The 22532-nt window shown below is 59.7% G+C and carries 20 protein-coding genes; 8 read left to right on the top strand and 12 right to left on the bottom strand.

Going from position 1 to position 22532, the window contains the following annotated elements; all coding sequences use genetic code 11:
- The first annotated feature begins 56 nt into the window (after positions 1 to 56).
- Together CFII64_RS05085 and CFII64_RS05080 are read left to right on the top strand one after the other, a co-directional pair.
- Positions 57 to 743 (top strand): 2-haloalkanoic acid dehalogenase, encoded by a 687-nt coding sequence (locus CFII64_RS05085; protein WP_020289697.1) that lies wholly within the window; start codon positions 57 to 59, stop codon positions 741 to 743.
- A 38-nt stretch (positions 744 to 781) separates the two neighbouring features.
- Positions 782 to 1273, top strand: coding sequence for an Lrp/AsnC family transcriptional regulator (locus CFII64_RS05080; RefSeq protein WP_020289696.1), 492 nt, complete (start codon positions 782 to 784; stop codon positions 1271 to 1273).
- A gap of 96 nt (positions 1274 to 1369) precedes the next feature.
- Here CFII64_RS05080 and CFII64_RS05075 read toward each other — a convergent pair whose 3' ends face one another.
- From CFII64_RS05075 to CFII64_RS05060, 4 genes are all read right to left on the bottom strand, one after another.
- Entirely contained in the window at positions 1370 to 2080 is a 711-nt protein-coding gene (locus CFII64_RS05075; RefSeq protein ID WP_044901195.1) for a cupin domain-containing protein, read from the bottom strand.
- A 20-nt stretch (positions 2081 to 2100) separates the two neighbouring features.
- Positions 2101 to 3384 (bottom strand): FAD-binding oxidoreductase, encoded by a 1284-nt coding sequence (locus CFII64_RS05070; protein WP_084488236.1) that lies wholly within the window; start codon positions 3382 to 3384, stop codon positions 2101 to 2103.
- A 185-nt stretch (positions 3385 to 3569) separates the two neighbouring features.
- Positions 3570 to 4274, bottom strand: coding sequence for an HAD-IA family hydrolase (locus CFII64_RS05065; RefSeq protein ID WP_020289693.1), 705 nt, complete (start codon positions 4272 to 4274; stop codon positions 3570 to 3572).
- Positions 4275 to 4414: 140 nt separating this feature from the next.
- A complete protein-coding gene (locus CFII64_RS05060; protein ID WP_020289692.1) occupies positions 4415 to 5362 on the bottom strand; it encodes a LysR family transcriptional regulator in 948 nt (315 codons plus the stop codon).
- 147 nt (positions 5363 to 5509) lie between these two features.
- Between CFII64_RS05060 and CFII64_RS05055 the strand changes: the two genes are divergently transcribed.
- Entirely contained in the window at positions 5510 to 6937 is a 1428-nt protein-coding gene (locus CFII64_RS05055; protein ID WP_020289691.1) for an aldehyde dehydrogenase family protein, read from the top strand.
- A 33-nt stretch (positions 6938 to 6970) separates the two neighbouring features.
- Here the strand turns inward: CFII64_RS05055 and CFII64_RS05050 are convergent, their stop codons facing one another.
- From CFII64_RS05050 to CFII64_RS05040, 3 genes are all read right to left on the bottom strand, one after another.
- Positions 6971 to 8680: a GMC family oxidoreductase gene (locus CFII64_RS05050; protein WP_020289690.1), complete on the bottom strand. Its 1710-nt coding sequence runs from the start codon at positions 8678 to 8680 to the stop codon at positions 6971 to 6973.
- A gap of 15 nt (positions 8681 to 8695) precedes the next feature.
- A complete protein-coding gene (locus CFII64_RS05045) occupies positions 8696 to 9733 on the bottom strand; it encodes an ABC transporter substrate-binding protein (protein ID WP_020289689.1) in 1038 nt (345 codons plus the stop codon).
- 372 nt (positions 9734 to 10105) lie between these two features.
- Complete coding sequence (locus CFII64_RS05040) at positions 10106 to 11020, bottom strand: LysR substrate-binding domain-containing protein (protein WP_020289688.1); 915 nt, start codon at positions 11018 to 11020, stop codon at positions 10106 to 10108.
- 111 nt (positions 11021 to 11131) lie between these two features.
- Between CFII64_RS05040 and CFII64_RS05035 the strand changes: the two genes are divergently transcribed.
- The 4 genes from CFII64_RS05035 (at position 11132) to CFII64_RS05020 (ending at position 16307) form a co-directional block, all read left to right on the top strand.
- Positions 11132 to 12217, top strand: a complete 1086-nt coding sequence (locus CFII64_RS05035; RefSeq protein ID WP_020289687.1) for a tartrate dehydrogenase — start codon at positions 11132 to 11134, stop codon at positions 12215 to 12217.
- 98 nt (positions 12218 to 12315) lie between these two features.
- Positions 12316 to 13242 carry a glyoxylate/hydroxypyruvate reductase A gene (locus CFII64_RS05030; protein WP_020289686.1) on the top strand — a complete coding sequence of 309 codons (927 nt, stop codon included), beginning with the start codon at positions 12316 to 12318 and terminating at the stop codon, positions 13240 to 13242.
- A 158-nt stretch (positions 13243 to 13400) separates the two neighbouring features.
- Positions 13401 to 14648, top strand: coding sequence for an OprD family porin (locus CFII64_RS05025; RefSeq protein ID WP_020289685.1), 1248 nt, complete (start codon positions 13401 to 13403; stop codon positions 14646 to 14648).
- A 60-nt stretch (positions 14649 to 14708) separates the two neighbouring features.
- Positions 14709 to 16307 (top strand): argininosuccinate lyase, encoded by a 1599-nt coding sequence (locus tag CFII64_RS05020; RefSeq protein ID WP_020289684.1) that lies wholly within the window; start codon positions 14709 to 14711, stop codon positions 16305 to 16307.
- Positions 16308 to 16581: 274 nt separating this feature from the next.
- Here the strand turns inward: CFII64_RS05020 and CFII64_RS05015 are convergent, their stop codons facing one another.
- Entirely contained in the window at positions 16582 to 17841 is a 1260-nt protein-coding gene (locus tag CFII64_RS05015) for a cation:dicarboxylate symporter family transporter (RefSeq protein ID WP_020289683.1), read from the bottom strand.
- A gap of 141 nt (positions 17842 to 17982) precedes the next feature.
- Here CFII64_RS05015 and CFII64_RS05010 point away from each other — a divergent pair, with 141 nt between their 5' ends.
- Positions 17983 to 18912 (top strand): LysR substrate-binding domain-containing protein, encoded by a 930-nt coding sequence (locus tag CFII64_RS05010; protein ID WP_020289682.1) that lies wholly within the window; start codon positions 17983 to 17985, stop codon positions 18910 to 18912.
- A gap of 16 nt (positions 18913 to 18928) precedes the next feature.
- Here the strand turns inward: CFII64_RS05010 and CFII64_RS05005 are convergent, their stop codons facing one another.
- The 4 genes from CFII64_RS05005 to CFII64_RS04990 are packed head-to-tail and all read right to left on the bottom strand — an operon-like array spanning position 18929 to position 22527.
- On the bottom strand, positions 18929 to 19669 hold the full coding sequence (locus tag CFII64_RS05005; RefSeq protein ID WP_020289681.1) for an amino acid ABC transporter ATP-binding protein: 741 nt from the start codon (positions 19667 to 19669) through the stop codon (positions 18929 to 18931).
- A complete protein-coding gene (gene argH / locus CFII64_RS05000; RefSeq protein WP_020289680.1) occupies positions 19666 to 21168 on the bottom strand; it encodes an argininosuccinate lyase in 1503 nt (500 codons plus the stop codon). The genes CFII64_RS05005 and argH overlap by 4 nt, the downstream gene beginning before the upstream one ends.
- 2 nt (positions 21169 to 21170) lie before the next feature.
- Positions 21171 to 21857, bottom strand: coding sequence for an amino acid ABC transporter permease (locus tag CFII64_RS04995; RefSeq protein WP_020289679.1), 687 nt, complete (start codon positions 21855 to 21857; stop codon positions 21171 to 21173).
- Positions 21858 to 21864: 7 nt separating this feature from the next.
- Positions 21865 to 22527, bottom strand: coding sequence for an amino acid ABC transporter permease (locus tag CFII64_RS04990; RefSeq protein ID WP_020289678.1), 663 nt, complete (start codon positions 22525 to 22527; stop codon positions 21865 to 21867).
- Positions 22528 to 22532 lie beyond the last annotated feature (5 nt).

The raw sequence follows: 22532 nt of genomic DNA, 5'->3' as shown, positions 1-22532 counted from the left end.
CTGAACGTCGGGCGTTTGCACGTGAAGGACCGCCACGAATCACTCAGGAGCGAACCATGAAAGTCACCCAATATCAGGCGCTGGGGTTTTCCTTCGGCACTCTGGTTGATCGGGAACGGGGCATCCTCGACGGCCTGCGACCCTTGGCAGTGCAGAGCGCTACGACCACCAGCGACGATCAGTTGCTGATGGCTTATCGACACATGGCCGACGAACTGACGGCCGCTGGTTCTGATATCAGCCCGAGTGCGTTTCAGGGGCAACTCTATCAACGTCTGGCGCATCAATTGCATGTCACTCCCGGCTGGGACGAGAGTGTTGCGTTTAGTAGCTCCTCATCCCAGTGGCCGATTTTTGAAGACGCGCCGGGAGCCTTGCAGTACCTGAGCAAGTTCTACCGGTTGATACTCATCGCCCCACCCCACGGCACTGACGTGGGCTCGCTGCTGCGCCGCTTGCCGGTGGTTTTCGATGCGATCATCGAGCCACAGAGCGATGACTGGCACGCCAGCCTCGACACGGCGTTGCAAGGGTTGGGGCTGGAGCGCATGCAGATGTTACCGGTGCGCAGTACCGAAACAGATGATCCGTGGAATGAACGTGTGGACTTTCCGGTTTGTACCTTGCGCCGCGATCATGGCCAGCCCTGGAACAACTCACCTCAGGCGCTGGACGGCAAACGCTGTGAATACGCCAGCCTTGCCGACCTGGTCCACGCGCATCAGAAGGCTTTGCACGCCTGACGACACGAGCCCAGATTCGAAATTGCGAGGACTGAACTATGGACGCTGCAACCAAGCTTGATCGTATCGACATCAACATCCTGGTCCAATTGCAGAAAGACGGACGCATGACCAATGTCAGCCTCGCCGAAGCCGTGGGCCTGTCCCCCAGTCCTTGCCTGCAACGGGTCAAACGTCTTGAGTCGGCCGGTTACATCAGCGGTTACGAAGCTCACGTCAACCTGGCCAAATTCGCCAACTCGGTGACCGTGTTCACCGAAGTCACCCTTTCCGATCACAAGCGCTCGGACTTCGTGAAATTCGAGTCGAGCATCCGCAATATCGACGAAGTGCTGGAATGCCACCTGATCAGCGGCGGCTACGATTATCTGGTGCGCTTCCTGTGCAGCAGCATTCAGCATTATCAGGAACTGATGGAATCGATCCTCGACAAGAACATCGGCATCGAGAAATACTTCAGTTACATCGTGATCAAGTCGCCGGTGATCAAAAGTACCGTGCCGTTGCGCAGTCTGGTCAGAGCGGTTTAACCGCTGGAGACAACCGTAGGACCGGCTTCAGCCGGGAGAGCGCTCTCCCGGCTGAAGCCGGTCCTACGGCCGTCGTGCAAAATAGCGAATCGCGCTTCAACCTAGAATGCAATACACCTTGCGCACGGTCTCTTCGCTGCTCCAGGCGTTGGTCGCACCCGCTGGCACCACGACGACTTCCCCCGCTTTCACACGATTGGCCAGTCCGCGCTCCGATGTCAGGGTGACGCTGCCTTCCAGGATGTACATCAACTCGCTGTAACCCGGTTCGACCTGTTTACGGGCATACGGCTCGCACTGCCAAAGGCCGATGCGCAAGTTTGAGGTGCTGAACGCTTCGGCGCTCCAGGCTTGCGGGGCCGGCGTCAGCAGCACGCTGGCCGCCGGAGGACTGCAGCTCTGCAAGGTCGACAGCAGATCGATTTTCACCGGACGCGCCGGCATGTCATTGCCGGGTGCCAGACCCGGAAACGCCATGAATACCCGACGTAACAAACCCCGATGCTGCCAACGGACCTTGACCCCGCGCGGCACCACAAAGCAGTCCCCGGCCTTGAGTTCAAGATCAAAGCCGTCACCGCGCAGGCTCAGCTCGCCCGCTTCGACGATCCCCAGTTCGACCCAGGGGAAATCTTCAATCAGCAGATTGGCGCCGACACTGACGCTTTCGCCCACGGCATAGCCTTGCTTCGAATCGTGATAATGCACGGTGCGCCCGGCCGCCAGCGGATCGTTGTGCAGGGCAAAAGCGGCACGGGGCAACTGGCGACGGGTGTGGGGGATCGGGTAATGCAGAATCTCAGGCATGGAATTGCGCTCGCCACGGCTCATCGGCCGATGATGTCCAGAAATTGCTGCCAACCGGCCGCCAGACGAACGCCTGGTGCGCGAAAAGCATGCAATGGAATAGGGTTGAAATGATCGCCGGCCAGCAAACCCAGCTCGACTTTTTCGCCAGCCGTCATGGCTGCCAGTTGTTTACCCATCCAGGTCGACATGGCTACGCCGCCGCCGTTGTAACCGATGGCGTAGAAGCTGCGTTCGTCAAGCTGGCCGGCATGGGGCAGGTAATCCAGGGTCATGGCCACCAGGCCCGACCAGCGATAGGCAATTTTCTGCTCACGCAACGTCGGGAAAACCACGCCCATGCTGCGCTGCAAATCGTTGAAGGCGCTGTCCGAGTCACCTTTGCCGAAAGCACCGCGCCCGCCGAAAATCAGCCGATCGCCGATGACCCGGAACCAGCGCAGCATGCGTTTGGTGTCGCCGCACACCTGACCGCCCGGCATGATGCCGGCGAGGATATGCGCCGGCAGCGGTTCGGTGGCGATAATTGCGCTGCGAAACGGAATCAACCGGCGATGCAGAGTGTCGGTGGCCTTGGTCTGATCGGAATAGCCGTTGGTGGCGTAGATCACCTGTTTGGCAATGACCCGACCTTGCGGCGTCTGCACGACAACGTGCTCGCCTTCCCTGCGCACCTGTTGCGCGGGGCTGTTGATGTAGAGCTTGACCCCGCGATCATGCAGGCTCTGGGCGATGCCTCGGGCGTAGTTCAGCGGATGAATGCCACCCGCTTTGGGCGTCAACAGTCCACCGCTGAAGATCGTCGAGCCGGTCATTTCCCGGACTTGTTCGGCGCTGATCATCACTGACGAACTGCCGCCGGTTTCGCGCTTGATCCAGTTTGCAGTGGATTCAAGCCCGGCCAACGCGTGGGCATTGTGCGCCGCAGCAATGTGCCCGCCCATGTGCAACTGCGCATGAGTGAGCCCCAGGCTGTCGACCATTTCCACCAGGCTGTCCACGGCGGCATAACCGGTGTGATACATCTGCAAGGCCGTATCACGGCCAAAGCGCTGCATCAGCGTCGAGAAGCCGACCCGGAATTTCGGTGAAACCACCCCGCCGTTACGCCCGCTGGCGCCCCAGGCCAGGGTATTGGCCTCGACGATCAACGGTTCGCGCCCGCTGAGCGCGATATGGTGCGCAGCGCTCAAACCGGTGTAGCCCGCGCCGATGATCACCACGTCACAACGCCGCTCTCCCTCCAAGGATTGCAGCGCGGGCGCGGGTCGGGCGGTTGCCGCCCACAAACTGTCAGGAGTCATCGCCGGCCTCATGTCATGGAATGCAATTCGTTGGAGCAAGGCTTGCCCGCGAAGAACGATAACGCGGTGGATCTGGCCCACCGCGTTGCCGGGTTCGCGGGCAAGCCTCGCTCCAACGAACATCTCAATTCGATGGCTGTATGTTGTTTGATTTTCGGGGACAAGTCCCCTCCTACCGGACTGCTTCAGCCCAGTTCTTTCTCGACCGCGTCGGCCAGTTGCGCCAGGGACGTGAAGTGGTAGTGCGGTTTGGTGTGTTCGGACTCCAGCGTGCCGCCGGAGCCTTTCTGGGCAAAGCGGCGTTCGATCCAGCAGGTCTGATAACCCAGACGCATGGCCACGCCGATGTCGTGATACTGGCTCTGGGCAACGTGAAGGATGTTTTCGAACAGGATGCCTTGGGTCGCAAGCACGCCACGGGTGTAGGCGAAGAACTGCGGATCAGGTTTTTCGAAACGCACGTCATCGACCGTCACGCGCACGTCGAAAGGTTCTTCCAGCGTCTTGGCCATGTAGTCCAGCGCCCAGATCCGCGAGTTGGTGGTCGCGACCAGCTTGAAATGCTTGTGCAGACGCTTGAGGGCTTCGACCGAATCCGGGAACGCCGGGAAGTTTTTCACCGCTAGGCTCAGGCCTTTGGCGTACTCGTCGTTATCCGGCAGGCCGAGTTTGGCGGCCATCAAGTGGTAGCAACGTTCCAGATCGTCTGGCCACCAGCCCGAATCCGGGTTGGCGCGGGCTTCGCGATAGGCCTTGAGGAGGTCGTCATCGCTGCACGCCTTGCCGGCATCGCCCGCCACTTCACGCACATGGTTCAGGATTCCGGCTTCGAAATCGATCAGGGTACCGACGACGTCGAACGTCAGGGCTTTGAACTGCTTGAATGACATAAGGCGCTCCGCAAGATAGGTCATGAGGGTGAAGCTGTCTGGGCTCAATTATCGACCCCGTCTTCCCACGAAATATTCTGTTTTGACCTGACCTCAGGGCATAACCTACTGTTTTTTTACTGTTCGCGGCACACCTGCTCTCATTCGCCTAAATCGACCAATGCCGCCAGGCCAAGATGCGGATACAGAGCGTCAATTTTAATGAGGTCATCGCGCATTTCTTCGGCGATCCAGTCGCGGACATTTTCCACCACCGGGCGCACCGGACGGTTGCTCGGCGACACCAGACAGCAGCGCCGCGAGGCAACCCGCACATGCTCGGCAGCCGGTAGCAATTCGCCCTTCACCAGGCAGTGGGAAACCACGTTCAACCAGCCCAATGCAACGCCCTGCCCGAGCAAGGCCGCTTGCACCACCACGGCGTAATCGGAAAATACCAGGGCGTTGTCACTGCGGCCGGGAGCCGCGAAGTCCTCGGCCCAACTGCGGTCCTGGTTGTCCATATTGATCAGCGTTGGCGGACATTTCTGGCTGCTGCCGTTCACCACGTTCTTGAGGTAGGAAGCGTTGCACACCGGCAGGGTGATTTCCGGAACAAGCAGCAAATCCGCGTCTTTGACGCTGCCGGCGTCCAGATAACGCATGCCCAGATCGACATCCACCAGAGGTCCGCCGATGCGCCCCGACATCAACTGGTAACGCATGTCCACGGTCGGAAAGCGTTCGTTGAAGCGGCTCATGCGCGGCATCAGCCAGTGCGTGGTGAATGCCGTGGAAACCGACAGCGTAACGGTTTCAATGCCCGTGGCCCGGGACTCGATTTCGCTGATCGCCGACTCGATGGTACTGAAGCCTTCCTGCACCCGGCGATACAAGATGCTGCCGCTTTCGGTCAGTCTGGCGCCGCCGCGCACCCGTTCGAACAGCTGCACGCCAAGGTGTTCTTCGAGCCGCGACAACATGCGGCTGACCGCAGGCTGGCTGACGCACAGTTCATCCGCCGCCCGAGTGAAGCTGCCACAGCGAGCGGCCGCCTCGAAGACGAATAATGAGCTGGAACTGGGGAGCTTGCGGCGCAGGTTAGACATAATCTGAGTTTATGCCTGACACAACTATTAGTAAATTGCCGGAATGAAAAATACCGGCTTATTCTTGCGAGGAAACGGCCATGCTTTTTGCTTGAACAAGCTTGCGTGCCGCTCCTTTTAATTCGCCTGCACAAGAGCACTTTCCCCATGCACAACGCGCTCAAGTTCTATATCGATGGTGGCTGGGTCGAACCGCATTCCAGCAGTCGCATGCCGGTGATCAACCCGGCGACCGAGCAACCGTTCGGCGAGATTGCCTTGGGCAATCAGGCTGACGTGGACGCCGCCGTGTCCGCTGCGAAACGCGTATTTGCGGGGTTCGCGCGGACTTCAATACCTGAGCGCAAAGAGCTGATCGAAGCGATTCTGGCCTCGTTCATGAAGCGCTACGACGACATTGCCGAAGCAATCATGCTCGAAGTCGGCGCGCCGAAAAGTCTCGCTCACGACTGGCAAGCCGGGATCGGCAAGCGCCATCTCCAGGAACTGTTGCGCACCCTGGACGGCTTCGCCTTTCAGAAAATGCGCGGCTCGACCCTGATCAATTTCGAGCCGGTGGGCGTGGTGGCGTTGATCACGCCGTGGAACTGGCCGATCAACCAGATCGTCTGCAAGGTCGCACCGGCCTTGGCCGCCGGCTGCACCATGGTGCTCAAGCCCAGCGAAATCGCGCCGCTGAACGCGCTGTTATTCGCCGAAGTGATGCACGACGCAGGCGTGCCTGCCGGGGTGTTCAATTTAATCAACGGCGACGGCCCGACTGTGGGGGCGGCGCTGGCCGGTCACCCGGATGTCGACATGGTGTCCTTCACTGGCTCGACCCGCGCCGGAGTCGAAGTCGCCCGTCTTGCGGCGCCGACCGTGAAGCGCGTGCATCAGGAACTGGGCGGCAAGTCGGCCAATATCCTGCTGGATGACGCAGATCTGGAAAGCGCGGTAACCTCCGGGGTCAATTCCTGCTTCGGCAACAGCGGTCAATCCTGCAATGCGCCGACCCGCATGCTGGTGCCAGCGTCCTTGCATGATCAGGCGGTAGAGATCGCGCATCGCGCCGCCAGCGCTTGTCGTCTCGGCCCGCCAGAAGATCCGCAGACCACCATGGGCCCGGTGATCAGCGAGCGGCAGTACCAGGCGATTCAACGCATGATCGCCATTGGCATTGATGAAGGCGCGCGGCTGGTCTGCGGCGGATTGGGCCGCCCCGAACATCTTGATCAAGGCTATTACGTGCAGCCGACGATCTTTGCCGGGGTTGCGCCGCACATGACTATTTCCCGGGATGAAATCTTCGGACCGGTGCTGTGCATCCAGCCGTATGCCGACGAACAGCAGGCGGTCGCCATGGCCAATGACAGCGTGTTCGGCCTCGCGGCTTACGTGCAATCGGCAAGTATCGAGCGGGCACGAGCCATTGCCCTGCAACTGCGGGCCGGCAGCGTCTCTATCAACCATCCGGCCTGGGACGCGGGCGCGCCATTCGGCGGCTACAAACAGTCCGGCAATGGTCGCGAATATGCAGAATGGGGGCTCGAAGCGTTTCTGGAAGTCAAGGGCATCATCGGCTACCAGCCTTGAGCTGATGGCCCGTCAAGCAAAAGACCGCCCTGATCAGGCGGTCTTTTGCGTTGCACTGCTCATAGCTTCGGCCTTGATCAGATCGGCAATACGCTCGGCGATCATGATGGTCGGCACGTTGGTATTGGCACAGGGAATCGATGGCATCAGTGACGCATCGCACACCCGCAGATTGCCGACGCCGATCACCCGCCCGTCACCCAGGGTGACCGCTGTCGGATCATCGCTGCGCCCCATGCGGCAGGTGCCGGAAGGATGCCAGGTGCCGCCGACGTTCTTGCGCACGAACTCGGTCAGCACCACATCGTCGGCCAGGAGCTTGTCCAGGGTTACGCCCTGAGTCACCAGGCCGTGAATCAACGCCTTGCGCAGCGGGCCGGCGATGTCCAGCAACACACTCAACAACCCGCGCTGCACGGCATTGAACAAGCCCGGCATGGCGATTTTCGCCACCCGAGGCGAGTAGCTGGAAGGAAATACCACGCTGCGCACGCTGCGCATTGAAGGTGCCCGCAAGGTGTTGGCCCCCAAACGCAATGCCTGCTTGAGACGCTCCAGATCGCGCGGGTCCGAGAGCATCTCGAAACTCACTTCAGGTTCGTCCAGAGGATTGTTCGAAACCAGGCGCAGCCGGCCCCGGGAATAGGATTTATTGACCCAGAAGAACATCGTCCCCAGTCGATAGCCCACCGAATGCCAGCCCGAGCGTGACAGGATCGCGCCATGCATGTCGCAGGCAACGGTGTCATCCAGCCCGGACGAAAAGCGCACGATGGCCTGTTCGTGATGCTCGTCCTTGAATGGCGTGCGTCCGGCTTTTTCCAGCAGCGCGGACACGGCAATCGACGGATGCTCCATCAGATTACCGCCGACACCCGGACGATCCACCACCAGACGAATGCCCAGATTGAGCAGTTCATTAACCGGGCCTATTCCACTGCGCATCAGCACTGCCGGGCTATGGATCGCACCCGCGCAGACAATCACTTCCCGGGCCATGACCTGCTCGACCGCGCCGCCCTGGCGGAGCAGCCGCGCACCCGTGGCCCGGCCCGCTTCAATCAGCACTCGATCGACAACGGTGTCGGTCAACAAGGTTAGATTGGGCCGCTGACGCACTTCATCGGTCAGGTAGCAGACCGATGTCGGGATGCGCTCGCCCTGTTCGCTGACGCCGACGGCCCCGGCGTACACGCCCTCCTCCCACACGCCATTCTGATCCGCCTTGCGGACCAGGCCGCGTTCGGCCAGGGCATTGATTACCGCGTTAACGAAAGGTGACAGCGCGGCCTCGGGCGTGCGCCGAATTCTGACGGGGCCGTGTGAACCGTGCAGCGGGCCACTGAAATCGCAGTCTGTTTCCAGCTTGCGAAAATACGGCAGCACGCTTTGCCAGTTCCAGCCGTCGGCGCCCAGTTGCTGCCATTCGTCATAGTCAGCCGGAGCGCCGCGATTGGTCATCAGTGCGTTGATTGCCGAACCGCCACCGAGAATCCGCGCCTGCTCATAGCGCCGCGTGGCCAGCGGCTGGCCAGCCATTCTGGCGACCAGCCGTTTCCAGATGTTGTTGACGTCCAGATAAGCCCGGCCCGGATAACGGCTGCGAATCGCTGCCGGCATGTCCCCGGCAGAAATATCGCGCCCGGCTTCCACCAGGCATACCTTGTGGTCGGGGTTTTCCGAGAGCCGCGCGGCCAGCACGCAACCGGCGCTGCCGCCGCCGAGAATCAGGTAGTCGATCATGGGCCGCCCAGTCTTTTATTGAACGAACTGCAACCAACGATCCTTGGCGGCGATGCCGGCCGGCGACGACCACCATTCTTCGGAAAGCAGCGCCTGCTTCGCGGCATTCTCTGGCGAACTTGGCAGTTCCTTGGCCCGTTCAGCGGTGATCTTGCCAGTGGCAAACGCCGCCGGGTTACCCGGACCGTAGTCGATATACAGCGGCAGATTGGCCTGCAGATCCGGCGACACCGCTTCGTTGACGAACTTCACGGCCGTTGCATAGTTGGGCGCATTCTTGAGGATGCATAACTGGGTGTTCTGCAACAGACCATCGTTGTAGGTGAACTCCACGTCGGCGTTATCCTTGCGCACGGCGCTGGCGCGTCCGTTCCAGATCATCAGCATGTCGACTTCGCCGTCATTGAGCAGCTGCGCCGACTGGCCGCCGGAACTCCACCACACAGCGATATCCGGCTTGATCTGTTGCAGGCGTTTATAAGCGCGATCCACATCCAGCGGATAAAGCTTGTCGCGAGGCACGCCGTCAGACAGCAAAGCCGCTTCGAGCGTGCCCATCGGGTCATTGCGCAAGGCGCGGGTGCCGGGGAATTCTTTGACGTTCCAGAAATCAGCCCAGCTCTGCGGCACTTTTTTCAGGGTTTTCTTGTTGTAGCCGAGTACCGACGAATAGAACTCGTAGGCAACCGACCAGGGTGTGCGGTAGGCCGCGGGCATGCCTTGAGCGTTGGGCATCTTGCTCAGGTCCAGGGGCTCGATCAAACCTTCCTTGCCGCCGCGAATGCAGTTGGAGGTTGGCGTGTCGATCACGTCCCACAAGGGTTTTTTCGTCTCGCCCTGGGCTTTGACCATCGGCCATGCGTCTGGAACGCTGTCCTGTTTGACGGTGATGTTCAGGCGTTTCGCAGCCGGATCAAGGATCGCCTTGGTCTGCGCCTCCTGATAAGTCCCGCCTTGGGAAACGAAGGTAATCTCGGCCGCCATCGCGGGGATCGAGCAGGCTACCGACAGACACAACAGGGATAAGACTGAACCACGGGACAAGGTTTTCATGGCAAATCATCCTGAACGTAGATTAATTCGGCAGCTTCAAAAAACCTCGACTGAATCCTGGCAATGGCTTGCGTGCTCAGGTCTGATTTTTTTGTTTTACCGAGCGGGACGGCAGGACGTTACAAGAGCTGATCCCGAGTCGACAATGAACGAATAGTCAGACAGAGCATAACTTCAGGTTATAAAACAAATCTCGGGAACGACCTCTCCACGTCGGCGCGAACTTGTGTGGGAGCGAGCTTGCTCGCGAAGCGGCATAGCTGAATATCGCTTCGCGGGCACGCCACGCTCCAACGATCCTGGGCTTGCTTTGAATGATGCACTCACCCAGCAAGTACAAACGCGCATATTTACCTCGCCAGAAAGCAGCTTCTACCGTATCGGCGCAGCGAACGGCAGGCGCTTGGCCAATGCTTGTGCCAGGTAATGAGTGAACACCGAAATCCGCTGCGGCAAATGGCGACGTTGCTGGTAAACCGCATAGATATCGCCATTGGGTGCCTGATGATCCTCCAACAGCGCTTGCAAGCGACCGCTTTCCAGATGCTCCTGAACATCCCAACGCGAACGCAGAATCAGGCCGTGACCCTCCAGCGCCAGACCGACCGTGACCTCGCCGTCGTTGCTCGACAAAGTGCCGCTGACCTTGTGCGCGTAGTCAACGCCGTCCTTGTGGAAACGCCAGATGGCATAGTCGCTGCCGAACTGACGCAGGACGATGCAGTTGTGCCGGACCAGGTCCGCAACCTGTTGCGGCGTGGACATGCTTTCCAGATAGCGCGGCGCGGCGCAGAGAATGCGCGGATTTTCCAGCAGCCGAATACCGATCAGCCTTGAATCAGGCGGCTCGCCCATGCCCACGCCGATGTCGAATTGATCATCCAGCAGACTCACCGGCTGGCTGGTCAATTCCAGGGAAATCTCCAGCTCGGGATGCAATCGGGCAAAGCTCGACACCACGGGCGCCAGATGCCGACGGCCAAATCCCAGCGTGCCATTGATGCGCAAGCGCCCATGCAGCGTCGGTTGACGACTGCTCAGCGCGCTCTCCAGTTCTTCGAGCTGGCGCAGGATCGGTCGGCCGCCGTCCAGATACAGCGTGCCTTCGGGCGTCAGCGACAAGCGGCGGGTGGTGCGTTGCAGCAATTGCACGCCCAATCGCTGCTCAAGCAGGCTCAAGCGTTTGCTCACTGCCGGCAGCGACAAGCCCATATGGCGCGCGACCTCCGTCAGGCTGCCGCGCGTCGCCACCTGCTGAAAGAACGCCAGGTCGTCGATCATGCTCAAGGGATTGTTTCCTTAAATCTAAGAATGGCTTTCGTTCAAGGCCAATTATTAATTCAGAAACACTGCATACACTGAGTCGCATCCGCTGATCAATCCCCTGGAGACGAACACATGAGCAAGCCCCACTACAAAATTGCAGTGATCCCCGGCGACGGTATTGGCAAGGAAGTGATGCCCGAAGGCGTCCGCGTGCTGGATGTGGTCGCCAAAAACCACAATCTGCAGCTGCAATGGGACTGGTTCGATTTCGCCAGCGCCGACTATTACCTGGCCCACGGCAAGATGATGCCCGACGACTGGTTCGAAATTCTCAAGGGCTATGACGCGATTTATTTCGGTGCGGTGGGCTGGCCGGATGTGGTGCCGGACCACATTTCCCTGTGGGATTCGCTGTTGCAGTTCCGTCGCGAGTTCGATCAGTACGTCAACCTGCGGCCGTGCCGCCTGATGCCCGGCGTCAAGGCACCGCTGGCCAATCGCGAGCCCGGTGACATCGATTTCTGGGTGGTGCGCGAGAACACCGAAGGCGAGTATTCCAGCGTTGGCGGCAAGATGTTCCCCGGCACCGAACGGGAAATCGTCCTCCAGGAAACCGTGATGACCCGCATCGGCGTCGATCGCATCCTGAAGTTCGCCTACGAGCTGGCGCAGAGCCGGCCGAAGAAGCACCTGACCTCGGCCACCAAGTCCAACGGCATCGCTATCACCATGCCGTACTGGGATGAACGCGTCGTGGAAATGGGCAAGAAATACCCTGAAGTCAAGGTGGACAAGTACCACATCGATATCCTCACCGCGAACTTCGTCCTGCACCCGGACTGGTTCGATGTGGTGGTGGCCAGCAACCTGTTCGGCGATATCCTTTCCGACCTCGGTCCGGCCTGCACCGGCACCATTGGCATTGCGCCTTCGGCGAATATCAACCCGGAGCGGCACTTCCCGAGCCTGTTTGAACCGGTCCACGGCTCAGCGCCCGACATCGCCGGCAAAGGCATTGCCAATCCCATCGGGCAAATCTGGTGCGGCGCGATGATGCTCGAACACCTGGGCCATCCCGAAGCGGGCGCCGAAGTGTTGGCCGCCATCGAAACAGTCCTGGCCATGGGCCCGGAAAACGCGCCGCTGACTGCCGACATCGGCGGCACCGGCAACACCGAATCCTTGGGCAAGGCCATCGCAGCGGCCTGCGAGCGCTGAAATAAAGCGCAATCTCCCGTTTGCCAAACGAGAAACGGGGGATTGTTGCGCTCGAATCAGGCATCTTCATGGCTCACTTCAGCGCTGTGAGAACCACCATGACCCTGCTGTTCAAGATCGACGATGCACGCGGCCAAGTCTGGAAATCCCTGTTCCAGCACCATGCGCCAGACATCGACGTGCGTCTGGAATCCGATGACGGTGATCCGGCGGACGTGCGTTATTTCGCCTCGTGGATCGCGCCCAAGGCGCTGCACAGCACTTATCCCAACCTGCAAGTGGTGTTCGCCACCTCGGCGGGCGTCGATCAGTTCGACCTGAGCGAACTGCCGCCGCATATCGACGTGGTGCGCATGCTCGACCCCGGCATTGCCCAAGGCATCATCGAATACGCCTGTTTTGCCGTGTTGAGCCTGCACCGCGAGATCCCGTTGTACCTGGATCAGCAACGCCAGCAGCAATGGCAAAACCGGCCGCTGCTGCCGGCCAGTCAACGCCGCGTTGGCGTGATGGGTCTGGGCAATCTGGGCGTTGCGGTGCTGCAAAGCCTGCAGGCGTTCGGCTTCGCCCTGAGCGGCTGGGCACGCTCGGCCAAAACCATCGACGGCGTGCAGTGCTTTGCCGGACAGGCGCAGCTCAAGCCGTTTCTCAATCAATGCGATGTGCTGATCTGCCTGTTGCCGCTGACCGATGACACGCGGGGCATCATCAATGCCGAGCTGCTGGCTGCCCTGCCCCAAGGCGCAAAGCTGATCAATCTGGGGCGCGGCGGGCATCTGGTGGAAGCCGATCTGCTCGATGCGCTGGCGTCAGGCCAGGTTGATCGGGCGATTCTCGACGTGCTCAACGACGAACCACCGGCAGCTGACCATCCTTACTGGCAACACCCACGCATCTGGCTGACCCCGCACATTGGCGCGATGACCTCACCGCAGACGGCATTCGAAGTGCTGCTGGCCAATATCCGCCGCCATCAACGCGGCGAGTTCATGCCAGGCACCATTGACCGTAGCGAGGGATATTGAGGGGCAAACCCAAGACCATATCTAAAACGTCTCGAACAGCAACTTTCTATATATTTTTAATTCCCGATTGCAAGCATTAGCCTTTGGAAACCGCGCGCTGTGATGAGTGGACGCGCGGCAATAATTCTAAAAATAAAGGCTACACGCCGGGAATAACAATGCACAAATCCCCTTCTGCTCTAGGTTTCACGACTGCTGTACTCGGTCTGTCTCTCGCCCTGCCGAACATGGCCGAAGCGGATTTTCTGGAAGACAGCAAAGCCGAACTCGAACTGCGCAACTTCTACTTCAACAGCGATTATCGTCAGGACGGCGCCGCCCAGTCCAAGCGCGACGAGTGGGCTCAGGGCCTGATCCTCAAATACGAATCGGGTTTCACCGAAGGCCCGGTGGGTTTTGGCGTCGATGCCATGGGCTTGTTTGGGCTGAAGCTGGACTCCGGACCGGACCGCCAGAACTCGGGCCTGCTGCCAGTGGGCGACGAAAAAGCCCCGGATAATTATGGCCGCAGCGGCGTGACCGGCAAGGCGCGGATTTCCAAAACCGTGCTGCGCGTCGGCACCTTGATCCCCAAGCTGCCCACCGTGTTGCCCAACGACGGTCGTCTGTTGCCGCAGACCTTTCGCGGCGCACAAGTGACGTCCACCGACATCGACCGCATGACCCTCAATGCCGGACAGCTGACCAGCAATACCCTGCGCAATGTCAGCGGCCATGACGATATCGAGGTATCGGCCAAGGGCGTCAAAGGCGCGGTGCCCAGCGATCAATTCAACTTCGCCAGCGCCAGTTATGCCTGGGACAAAACCCTCACCACCAGTTACCACTACGGCGGACTGGAGAAGAACTACAAGCAACATATCTTCAATATCGTCCACACCTTGCCCATCGGCGAATCCCAGTCGTTTAAGACTGACCTGCGTTACGCCGACTCCAGCAAGGACGGCAATACCAACATCGATAACCAGGCACTCGGCGCGCGTTTCACCTATCGCATCAGCGGGCATTCGTTCGGCGCGGCCTGGCAAAGCATGAAAGGTGAAACCGGATTCCCGCACCTGGACGGCACCGATTCGTACCTCGTCAACTACGTGATGATCTCCCCGGACTTCGCCAACCCCGACGAGAAATCCTGGCAGGCGCGTTATGACTTCGACTTCGCCAGCGTCGGCATTCCCGGCCTGACCTTCATGACCCGCTACCTCAAGGGCGACAACTTCGCCCGCACCAAGACCCTGGAAGGCACCGAGTGGGAGCGCAATACCGATATCAGCTACGCGTTCCAGAGCTCGCCGTTGAAGAACCTCGAAGTGACATGGCGTAACGGCAGTTATCGCAGCAATGGTAGCGGCAATGACATCGACCAGAACCGCTTCATTGTCAGTTACACGCTGCCGCTGTTGTGACCCCAATCAATCGCTAACACGCCTTGAAATTCCCGACATTCGTCGGGAACGGAGCCCCGAATGAACACAAAAAAAACCCTGATCCACCTGGCCGTGGCTTATGTCCTGAGCGCCAGTTACGGCGCCTATGCCGCGAACACGGCCGATGTTCCTTGCAGCACCACCGAACAATGCGCCGCCCAGGCCAAAAAAATCGGCGCCTCGGTGGAAAAATCCCAGGCCAAAGGCGATAAATCCGAAAGCCAGTTTTCCTGGCTGAACCGCATCAACAAAGCCTCAATCGTGATGCTCACCGAGGAAGGCATCGTCAAGCCGGAAATGGGCCGCAAGATTGCCGGTGGTGTGCGCTTCGCCATTGATCAGGCGGACAAACCGGGTGGCAAGCAGCCCAGCGATGTGTTGCAGCTTGAACAGATCATGACCGACAAGATCGGCCCTGAAGCGTCACTGATTCACTCCGGCCGCAGCCGTCAGGACATGCTCGCCACTTACCGCCTGGCGAAGTTGCGCTTTCAGGTGCTGGCCTATGCCGATGCCTTGAACTCGACGCGTCAGCGTGTGCTGGACCTGGCCGCGAAAAACGTCGACACCCTGGTCCCGGCGTACACCAACGGTGTGCAGGCCATGCCCATCAGCTACGCCCACTATCTGCTGGCCTTTGAAGCCGCTTTCGACCGTGACGGCCAACGCATCCGCGAGCTGTACACACGTCTGAATCAGAGCCCGATGGGCACGGCGGTGCTGGCGAACTCGGCTTACCCGCTGAACCGCGAACGTCTGGCGCAGCTGCTCGGCTTTGATAGTGTGCGGGAAAACTCCCTGGACTCCAGCCAGGTCTCGACCTACGACATCCCGCTGGAAGCGGCAAATATCGCGTCGTCCTCGGCGATCCGGGTCGGCGCCATGATCGGTGACATCCACACGCAATATCACCAGATCCGCCCTTGGCTGCTGCTTGATGAAGGTTCGACTTACACCAGCAGCGCCATGCCGCAGAAACGCAACCCCGGCCTGTTGATGCGCGCCCGTGAATCGGCTTCGGATGTGGTCGGCCTCGCGCAAACCGTGACCTTGCGCGCGCACAACGTCACCACCGGCATGACCGACTACAAATTCGCCTTCGATTCCCTGGGGTTGTTCACCTCGACCAAGGACATGTTCGACGGTATGAACAGTGTGCTGGACGCCTTGCAGGTCAACCCGCAACGAGCGCTGGAAGAGCTTGAATCGGAGTGGACCACTTCCATGGAACTGGCCGACACCCTGGAACGCCAGCACAAAGTGCCTTTCCGCATCGGTCACAGCTTTGCGTCGCTGATCGTCACCGAAGCTCGCGACAACGGCACGACACCCAAGACCTTCCCGTTTGCCGATGCACAGAAGCTCTACGCAAAGGCCGCTGACAAATACAGCTGGACGCCCAACACGCTGCCTCTGGACGAAGCCGAATTCCGCGCCGCGCTGTCGCCGGAAAACATGGTCAAGACCCGCAAAGGCACGGGCGGCCCGCAGCCACAGGAAGTGCAACGCATGCTCAACGAAGCGCGTAAGACGCTGTCCGCAGACCAGGGCTGGTTGCAGGAACGCCGCCAGAAAATCACCCAGGCCGACGGCGATCTGGACCGCGCGTTCGAGAAGCTGCTGGATTCGAAGAACTAGTTAAATACGGTTTCGCAGGAGGGAACTTGTCCCCGAAAGGCGGTAGCACAGGCAGCGTTAACCTTGCGGATTTTCGTTGTCAGGACCATCGCATTCGGGGACAAGTCCCCTCCTACCCAGACTGTGTGAAAACGTCACGAGCGAAGGCAAGACAAGGCAAAAACAGGCGGAAAAGCGGAGTCTAGGTGTTCTAAATGAGCATTTTCCGCCTGTTTTTAACGCAGTATTGCCGAGCGCAGTAGTTTTCACACAGTCTGTACCGGTCGATGGATATTCAGGAGCCAGCCGCCAACCCTTGGCGCAACGCCACCCGATCAATGGAGCGCTGCCAGCAGCAGATGACCAGACACGCGACGCAGTTGCCCAGCACGTTGGTCAGGGATCGACATTTCATCAGGCGCTCAACCCCTAGCAGCAGACCCACGCTTTCCAGAGGAATGACATGCAGCATATTCAAGGTGGCGATCAGGGTAAAAAACGCCGAGCCGGCGACGCTGGTCGAACCCAATGACGTCAGCATGCAGATCAGCAACACACCGATCAATTGCACACTGCTCAGCTCCAGTCCTGCCAGATGGGCAAGAAACATCACCGAGGTGGTGACATAAATATTTGATCCGCTCAAGTTAAAGGTGTAGCCAGTGGTCAACACCAGACGCACAACTTGTCGATCACAACCCAAGTGTTCCAGCTTGCTGATCAGCCCCGGAATTGCCGCCACCGATGCGCCAGTGAACGTCACCAGCAACAGTTCTTCCTTGATATAAACGGTCAAGCGCCACAAACTTATTCCGACTGCTCGGGCCATACTTGCCAGAATAAACACGACAAATAGCGCGCACACCAGATACATGACCAGCACGAATTTAAATAAGGGAAGAATTGACACCACGCCATATTTACCGACAGTAAATGCCATGGCACCAAATGCAGCAGCCGGGGCAAACTTCAAGATCAGGCGTAATACTCGAAACAACAGACTGATCGCGACTTCCAGACGGCCCTGCAAGACTTTCCCCACCGGCCCGACCCGAGGCAACAGCAGCCCCGAAATCACCGCCAGCAGCATGACCTGCAGGACCAGATTCTGCGCCAAAGCCCGGTAAATACTGGACCAAACCTCTGCCAGGGAGAATTCGCCAAACAACTCGCTTGCCGGTGTCGCCGGGTTGGCAAGTGCCGCCGCCGCTTCGACAAAACGCGCGGGAAAGAGCTGCGCCGTCGTTGTATCCAAACTGAACAACAGCGCTGTGGCCATCCCCAACAACAACGCAACAATCGACATCATCTGAAAATAAACAAATACCTTACGCACCAGTCGCACATGTTTGACTTGCTGGTGCAGACTCGCCACTCCGGAACACACCAGCAGGAACATGATGAAAGGCATCAGCAAGCCGATCAACTTCACGAAACCATCGCTCAGCGGTTTCATGTAGACGGCCAGATCCGGACGCAGCAATCCCAACAGGACGCCACAACTAATGGCGAGCAGGATTTGCAGGGTCGCATTCTTGAGAAGCTTGACAGGCATCGAGGCTCCGCCACAAAAAATATTATTGTTATTGTCGCAATGTCTCGGCTTCAGCCATAGTAGCCACGCGTGGAATGAACCTCGGCATAATCTGTTTTTGGCCGGCCCGCAATAATAAGTCTTGGCACAGGATATACCAACATGGAACTTCGACATCTGCGTTATTTCGTCATGGTGGCCGAAGAACGACATTTCACCCGTGCAGCGGTGCGCCTGAATATGCAGCAACCGCCGCTGAGCCAGCAGATCCGCGCGCTGGAACAGGAACTGGGCTTCGAGTTGTTCAAACGCCATCCCAAGGGCGTCGATCTGACGGCGGGCGGGCTGGTATTTCTTGCCGAAGCCCAGGACATTCTGACCCGTGTCGAGCAAGGTGCGCTCAAGGCTTCGCGGGTTGCCAATGGCATCGAAGGCACGCTGATCATCGGCTTCACCAGCTCAGCCGCCACGCATCCGCTGATCCCGCAAATCATCCGTGCCTATCGCGAGCGTTATCCCGGCGTCGAAGTGGCGTTGAAGGAAGGCAGTGCCCGAGAGCTGACTGAAGAAGCCATCGAAGGCCGTCTCGATGTAGGCATCCTGCGCGCACCTGTAGGACAGCATCAGAGCATCCAGTTTCATCGTCTGCATAACGAAGAAATGCTTCTGACTTTGCCGGTGCGCCACCCACTGCTCGCTCAGGTGGACGCCTCGACGCAGATGCCGGAAATTTCCATCAACGCCCTCAAGGACGAAAAATTCATCCTGGTACGTCGCCCCGGCGCACCGGGCATGTACGCGAATCTGATCAAGGCCTGCCGGAACGCCGGTTTCGATCCGCATATCGCTTTCGAGGTCGAGCGCATGCTGACCAACGTCAGCCTGGTGGCCGCTGGCGCCGGGGTGTCGATTGTTCCGGCGTCCATGAAGGATGTGCACCGGGAAAGCGTCGTGTACTGCCGGATTCTCGACGCCCGGCCACGCTTGCTCGCGCCGCTGACGCTGGTGTGTCGCACCTTCAACCCGCCCGCGCCGCTGGAAAATTTCATCCAGCTGGCGCGCAAGCTGAGTACCACCTATCGCAAGGGATAAGCGCAAAGGCTGAGGGTCAGCGCAGCACCGAACTCAGGAATTGCCGGGTGCGCTCTTCCCGTGGCGCGGAGAAAATCTGCTCCGGCGGACCTTGCTCGATGATGCGCCCGCTGTCGAAGAACACCACGCGATCCGCCACTTCCCGCGCAAAACCCATTTCGTGGGTGACGACGATCATGGTCATGCCTTCCTTGGCCAGCCCCTTCATGACGTTGAGCACATCGCCGACGGTCTCCGGGTCCAGGGCGGAAGTGGGCTCGTCGAACAGCAACAGGCGCGGACGCATCGCCAGGGCGCGCACAATGGCCACGCGTTGCTGCTGACCGCCGGACAATTCCGACGGATAACCGTTGGCTTTGTGGCGCAAGCCGACGCGGTCGAGCAGCTGCAACGCACTTTCCCGGGCCTCGGCCTTGGACATCCGCTTGAGCTTGACCGGCGCCAGGGTCATGTTGGCCAGCACGGTCATGTGCGGAAACAGCGTGTAGTCCTGAAAGACCATGCCGACTTCTTCACGCAATTTCGCCAGCGCCTTGCGGTCCCCGGCCTGCGTTGCCGCGCCGCCATCGATGACCACGGTGCCGCCCGAAGGCTCTTCCAGGCTGTTGAGGCAGCGAATGAAGGTCGACTTGCCCGAGCCGCTCGGCCCGATCACCACCACCACTTCGCCCTCCTCCACATCGAGGTCGACGCCCTTGACCACTTCATGTTCACCGAAACGTTTGCGCAGATCGCGCACTGTCAGCATTGCGCTCATAGGCCAGCCTGAAGGCGCGTTGCGGCCTGCAAACGATCATCGGCGGCGGCAAACCGGTCGCGACGCGCTTGATTGGCCTGGCGTTCGCGGGCAATCCGCGCGTCGGCTTTGTCCAGGCTCGGCACCAGCGCAACCAGCGACGGCCCGCCCGCCGAAGCACGGGATTGCACATTGGCGGCAGGATCCAGGCATTCGCGCACCTTGTCGGCGGACAATTTCAGCGGATGTCCCAGTTGTTCAACCGCGCACATGTCCACCATGGTCGTGTCGACCTGATGCGCCGAGAGCCCGGCATCCATGGCCATGCGCACCGCCGCGCCCACCACATGGTGCGCCTCGCGAAACGACAGGTCGGCTTCGCGCACGATCAGGTCGGCCAGCCCGGTCGCCGTGGAAAAATCTTCACCGGCACGGCGCGCGGCCAGTTGCGTGTTGGGCGTCGCCGTGCGCAGCACCAGATCCAGCAGCTTCAGGCAACGCTGCACTTCCTCGGCGGCTTCCCAGAAACCTCGCGTGCCCTCGCGATTGGCGTCCCCTGTGTGGGAGAAATTGCTGCCCTTGACCGTGATGCTCGCGCCCATCAACAGGCCGACGATATGCCCGGTGCGGCCTTTGAGGTATTCGAGCACCGTCGGATTTTTCTTCTGCGGCATGATGCTGGAAGTCGCCGCAACGCTGTCCGGGAACTCGATGAGGCTGAATTCATGGGTGCTCCAGACAAAATAATCCTGAGCTACCCGACTCCAGAACACTGACAGCAAACTCAAGTGCGACAAGCTTTCCAGAATGAAATCCCGGGAACCCACCGCGTCCAGCGCGTTGTCCAGATAGCCGTCGAAACCCAGCAGTTCGGCCGTGCGCGTGCGGTCGATGGCGAATGGCGTGCCGGCGAATGCCGCGGCACCCAGCGGGCTCTGATTCATGGCGTCCAGGGTTTGCGTCAAGCGCTGGGTGTCGCGCTGCAAGGCCTGCTCCACCGCAGACAGGTAGTAACCGTAAGTAATGGGTTGCGCCGGTTGCAGATGGGTGTAGCCCGGCATGACGATTTCGGCATACCGGCGGGCATTGCTCAGCGCGGTCTGGCGCACCTGATGCAGCAAGTCCACCAGATTGAGCAGCACTTCCCGGCAACGCAGCCGGTCAAGGGTGGCAAGGATATCGTTGCGACTGCGCCCGGTGTGCAGACGACCGCCAATATCAGTGCCGATCTGCTCGATCAAATGCGCTTCGTAGTTGAAATACGCGTCTTCCCGGGACGGGTCCAGCGTCACCGCGTCAGGGCCAGCGGCTTCCATGTCGAGTACGCCTTTGGCCAGCACGGCGGCATGTTCATGGCGAATCAGGCCCTGTTCGGCGAGCATCACAATGTGCGCCTTGTTGACGTTACCCAGGTTGACAAACCCTTGGGCAAAGCCTTCCAGGCGCGGCTGATAAATGTATTCGTTGACCTCTGGCGCGGTGGTTTCTTTCAAGCGACGACTGACTTTGGATTCCTGCATGATCAAACCTCTGAATGAGTTGGACGCGTCACCGGGCGACCCAGGCGACGTTCGAGATAACGACTGAGCCAGGTCAGCGCCGAACAGATAACGAAATAAACCAGCAGCACCACGCCATAGACCGTGAACGCCGGACTGACGCCGGTCATGACCGTGGAGCGCTCGATAATGATTTGGCCGACCTTGAGAAACTCGCCGACACCCACCAGCGCTCCCAGTGAAGTGGCTTGCACGAGCATGGTCAGCAGGCCGGTGAAGGCCGGTAGAATCGCCCGCATCGATTGCGGCGCGATGATGTACAGATAGATGTGCCAAGGCCGCAGCCCCAGCGCCCAGGCGCTTTTCCACTGGTGACGGGCCACCGATTCCAGACCGCCACGCACGATTTCGATGCCGTTGGCGCTGCCCCAAAGTGTCAGGCCGGTAACCACCGCCGCAAACGGGCTGAGGTCCAGGCCCATCATCGGCGCACCGAAGAAGATGAAGAACACGTTGACGATCAGCGGAATCGAACGGAACAGCTCGACATAGGCATGGATCACCAGGCGCAACAGCGGGCTGCGCAGCGTCGCCAGCACGCCGAACACCGCTGAAATGACAGAGGTGAACAGCAGGATGACCAGCGCCAGACGCAAGGTCATCCACAAGCCTTTGGAGATGAACCCCCAGTTTTCGATCACAAAATTCATGAGCAACTCACTGCCGGAAAGGACGTTGCAAATGCGCCGAGAGGCGGCTGGTCAATAACGCCAGAATCGCAACCAGCACCAGGTACATCACGCAGATCGCGCTGAACATCTCAATGGCGCGGAAATCCGTGGCGATGCGATCCACCGCCACGAACGTCAGCTCCGCCAGGCCGATGGCCTGCAGGTAAGACGAGTTCTTGATCAGCGAAATCGCCGTGTTGAGCACCGCAGGCAGGCAGGTCCGAAAGGCAATCGGCAAGGCCACCAGATAAAAGTACTGGCTCGGTTTAAGGCACAACGCCTGGCTTGCTTCATGCAAACCGTGCTCTACCGTGGCCAGCCCGCCGCGAATGTTTTCCACCTGATAAGCACCGGCCCACAACGACAGGCACAACACGCCCGACCAGAACAGCGACAACTCCATGCCCACGGCGGGCAGCCCGTAGAAGATGAAAAACAGCTGCACCAGGATCGGCGTATTGCGGATCAACTCCACGTACGCCACCACCAGATGGGACAGCACCGGCACTTTCAGGACGCGCAGTGCGCCGCCGAAAACGCCGATCAGCAGCGAGCAGGCAATGGCGATCAACGACACGCGCAGGGTCATCAGGACGCCGTCGAGCAACGCAGGCCATTGCGCGACCAGGTAATTGAGATCGAAGTCCATAGCGT

This window comes from Pseudomonas sp. CFII64 (assembly GCF_000416235.1).
In the GTDB taxonomy this organism is placed as follows: Bacteria; Pseudomonadota; Gammaproteobacteria; order Pseudomonadales; family Pseudomonadaceae; genus Aquipseudomonas.
The sequence above is the reverse complement of the archived record's forward strand: the minus strand, read 5'-3'. Positions and strand labels throughout refer to the sequence as shown.

What these genes read in the sequence shown, in the direction of transcription:
- CFII64_RS05060 (WP_020289692.1), bottom strand. Translation starts at nt 5,362, where the DNA reads ATGTCTAACCTGCGCCGCAAGCTCCCCAGTTCCAGCTCATTATTCGTC.
- CFII64_RS04990 (WP_020289678.1), bottom strand. Translation starts at nt 22,527, where the DNA reads ATGGACTTCGATCTCAATTACCTGGTCGCGCAATGGCCTGCGTTGCTC.
- CFII64_RS05075 (WP_044901195.1), bottom strand. Translation starts at nt 2,080, where the DNA reads ATGCCTGAGATTCTGCATTACCCGATCCCCCACACCCGTCGCCAGTTG.
- CFII64_RS05085 (WP_020289697.1), top strand. Translation starts at nt 57, where the DNA reads ATGAAAGTCACCCAATATCAGGCGCTGGGGTTTTCCTTCGGCACTCTG.
- CFII64_RS05080 (WP_020289696.1), top strand. Translation starts at nt 782, where the DNA reads ATGGACGCTGCAACCAAGCTTGATCGTATCGACATCAACATCCTGGTC.
- CFII64_RS04995 (WP_020289679.1), bottom strand. Translation starts at nt 21,857, where the DNA reads ATGAATTTTGTGATCGAAAACTGGGGGTTCATCTCCAAAGGCTTGTGG.
- CFII64_RS05045 (WP_020289689.1), bottom strand. Translation starts at nt 9,733, where the DNA reads ATGAAAACCTTGTCCCGTGGTTCAGTCTTATCCCTGTTGTGTCTGTCG.
- CFII64_RS05025 (WP_020289685.1), top strand. Translation starts at nt 13,401, where the DNA reads ATGCACAAATCCCCTTCTGCTCTAGGTTTCACGACTGCTGTACTCGGT.
- CFII64_RS05070 (WP_084488236.1), bottom strand. Translation starts at nt 3,384, where the DNA reads ATGACTCCTGACAGTTTGTGGGCGGCAACCGCCCGACCCGCGCCCGCG.
- CFII64_RS05055 (WP_020289691.1), top strand. Translation starts at nt 5,510, where the DNA reads ATGCACAACGCGCTCAAGTTCTATATCGATGGTGGCTGGGTCGAACCG.
- CFII64_RS05050 (WP_020289690.1), bottom strand. Translation starts at nt 8,680, where the DNA reads ATGATCGACTACCTGATTCTCGGCGGCGGCAGCGCCGGTTGCGTGCTG.
- CFII64_RS05005 (WP_020289681.1), bottom strand. Translation starts at nt 19,669, where the DNA reads ATGAGCGCAATGCTGACAGTGCGCGATCTGCGCAAACGTTTCGGTGAA.
- CFII64_RS05035 (WP_020289687.1), top strand. Translation starts at nt 11,132, where the DNA reads ATGAGCAAGCCCCACTACAAAATTGCAGTGATCCCCGGCGACGGTATT.
- CFII64_RS05065 (WP_020289693.1), bottom strand. Translation starts at nt 4,274, where the DNA reads ATGTCATTCAAGCAGTTCAAAGCCCTGACGTTCGACGTCGTCGGTACC.
- CFII64_RS05020 (WP_020289684.1), top strand. Translation starts at nt 14,709, where the DNA reads ATGAACACAAAAAAAACCCTGATCCACCTGGCCGTGGCTTATGTCCTG.
- argH (WP_020289680.1), bottom strand. Translation starts at nt 21,168, where the DNA reads ATGCAGGAATCCAAAGTCAGTCGTCGCTTGAAAGAAACCACCGCGCCA.
- CFII64_RS05030 (WP_020289686.1), top strand. Translation starts at nt 12,316, where the DNA reads ATGACCCTGCTGTTCAAGATCGACGATGCACGCGGCCAAGTCTGGAAA.
- CFII64_RS05015 (WP_020289683.1), bottom strand. Translation starts at nt 17,841, where the DNA reads ATGCCTGTCAAGCTTCTCAAGAATGCGACCCTGCAAATCCTGCTCGCC.
- CFII64_RS05010 (WP_020289682.1), top strand. Translation starts at nt 17,983, where the DNA reads ATGGAACTTCGACATCTGCGTTATTTCGTCATGGTGGCCGAAGAACGA.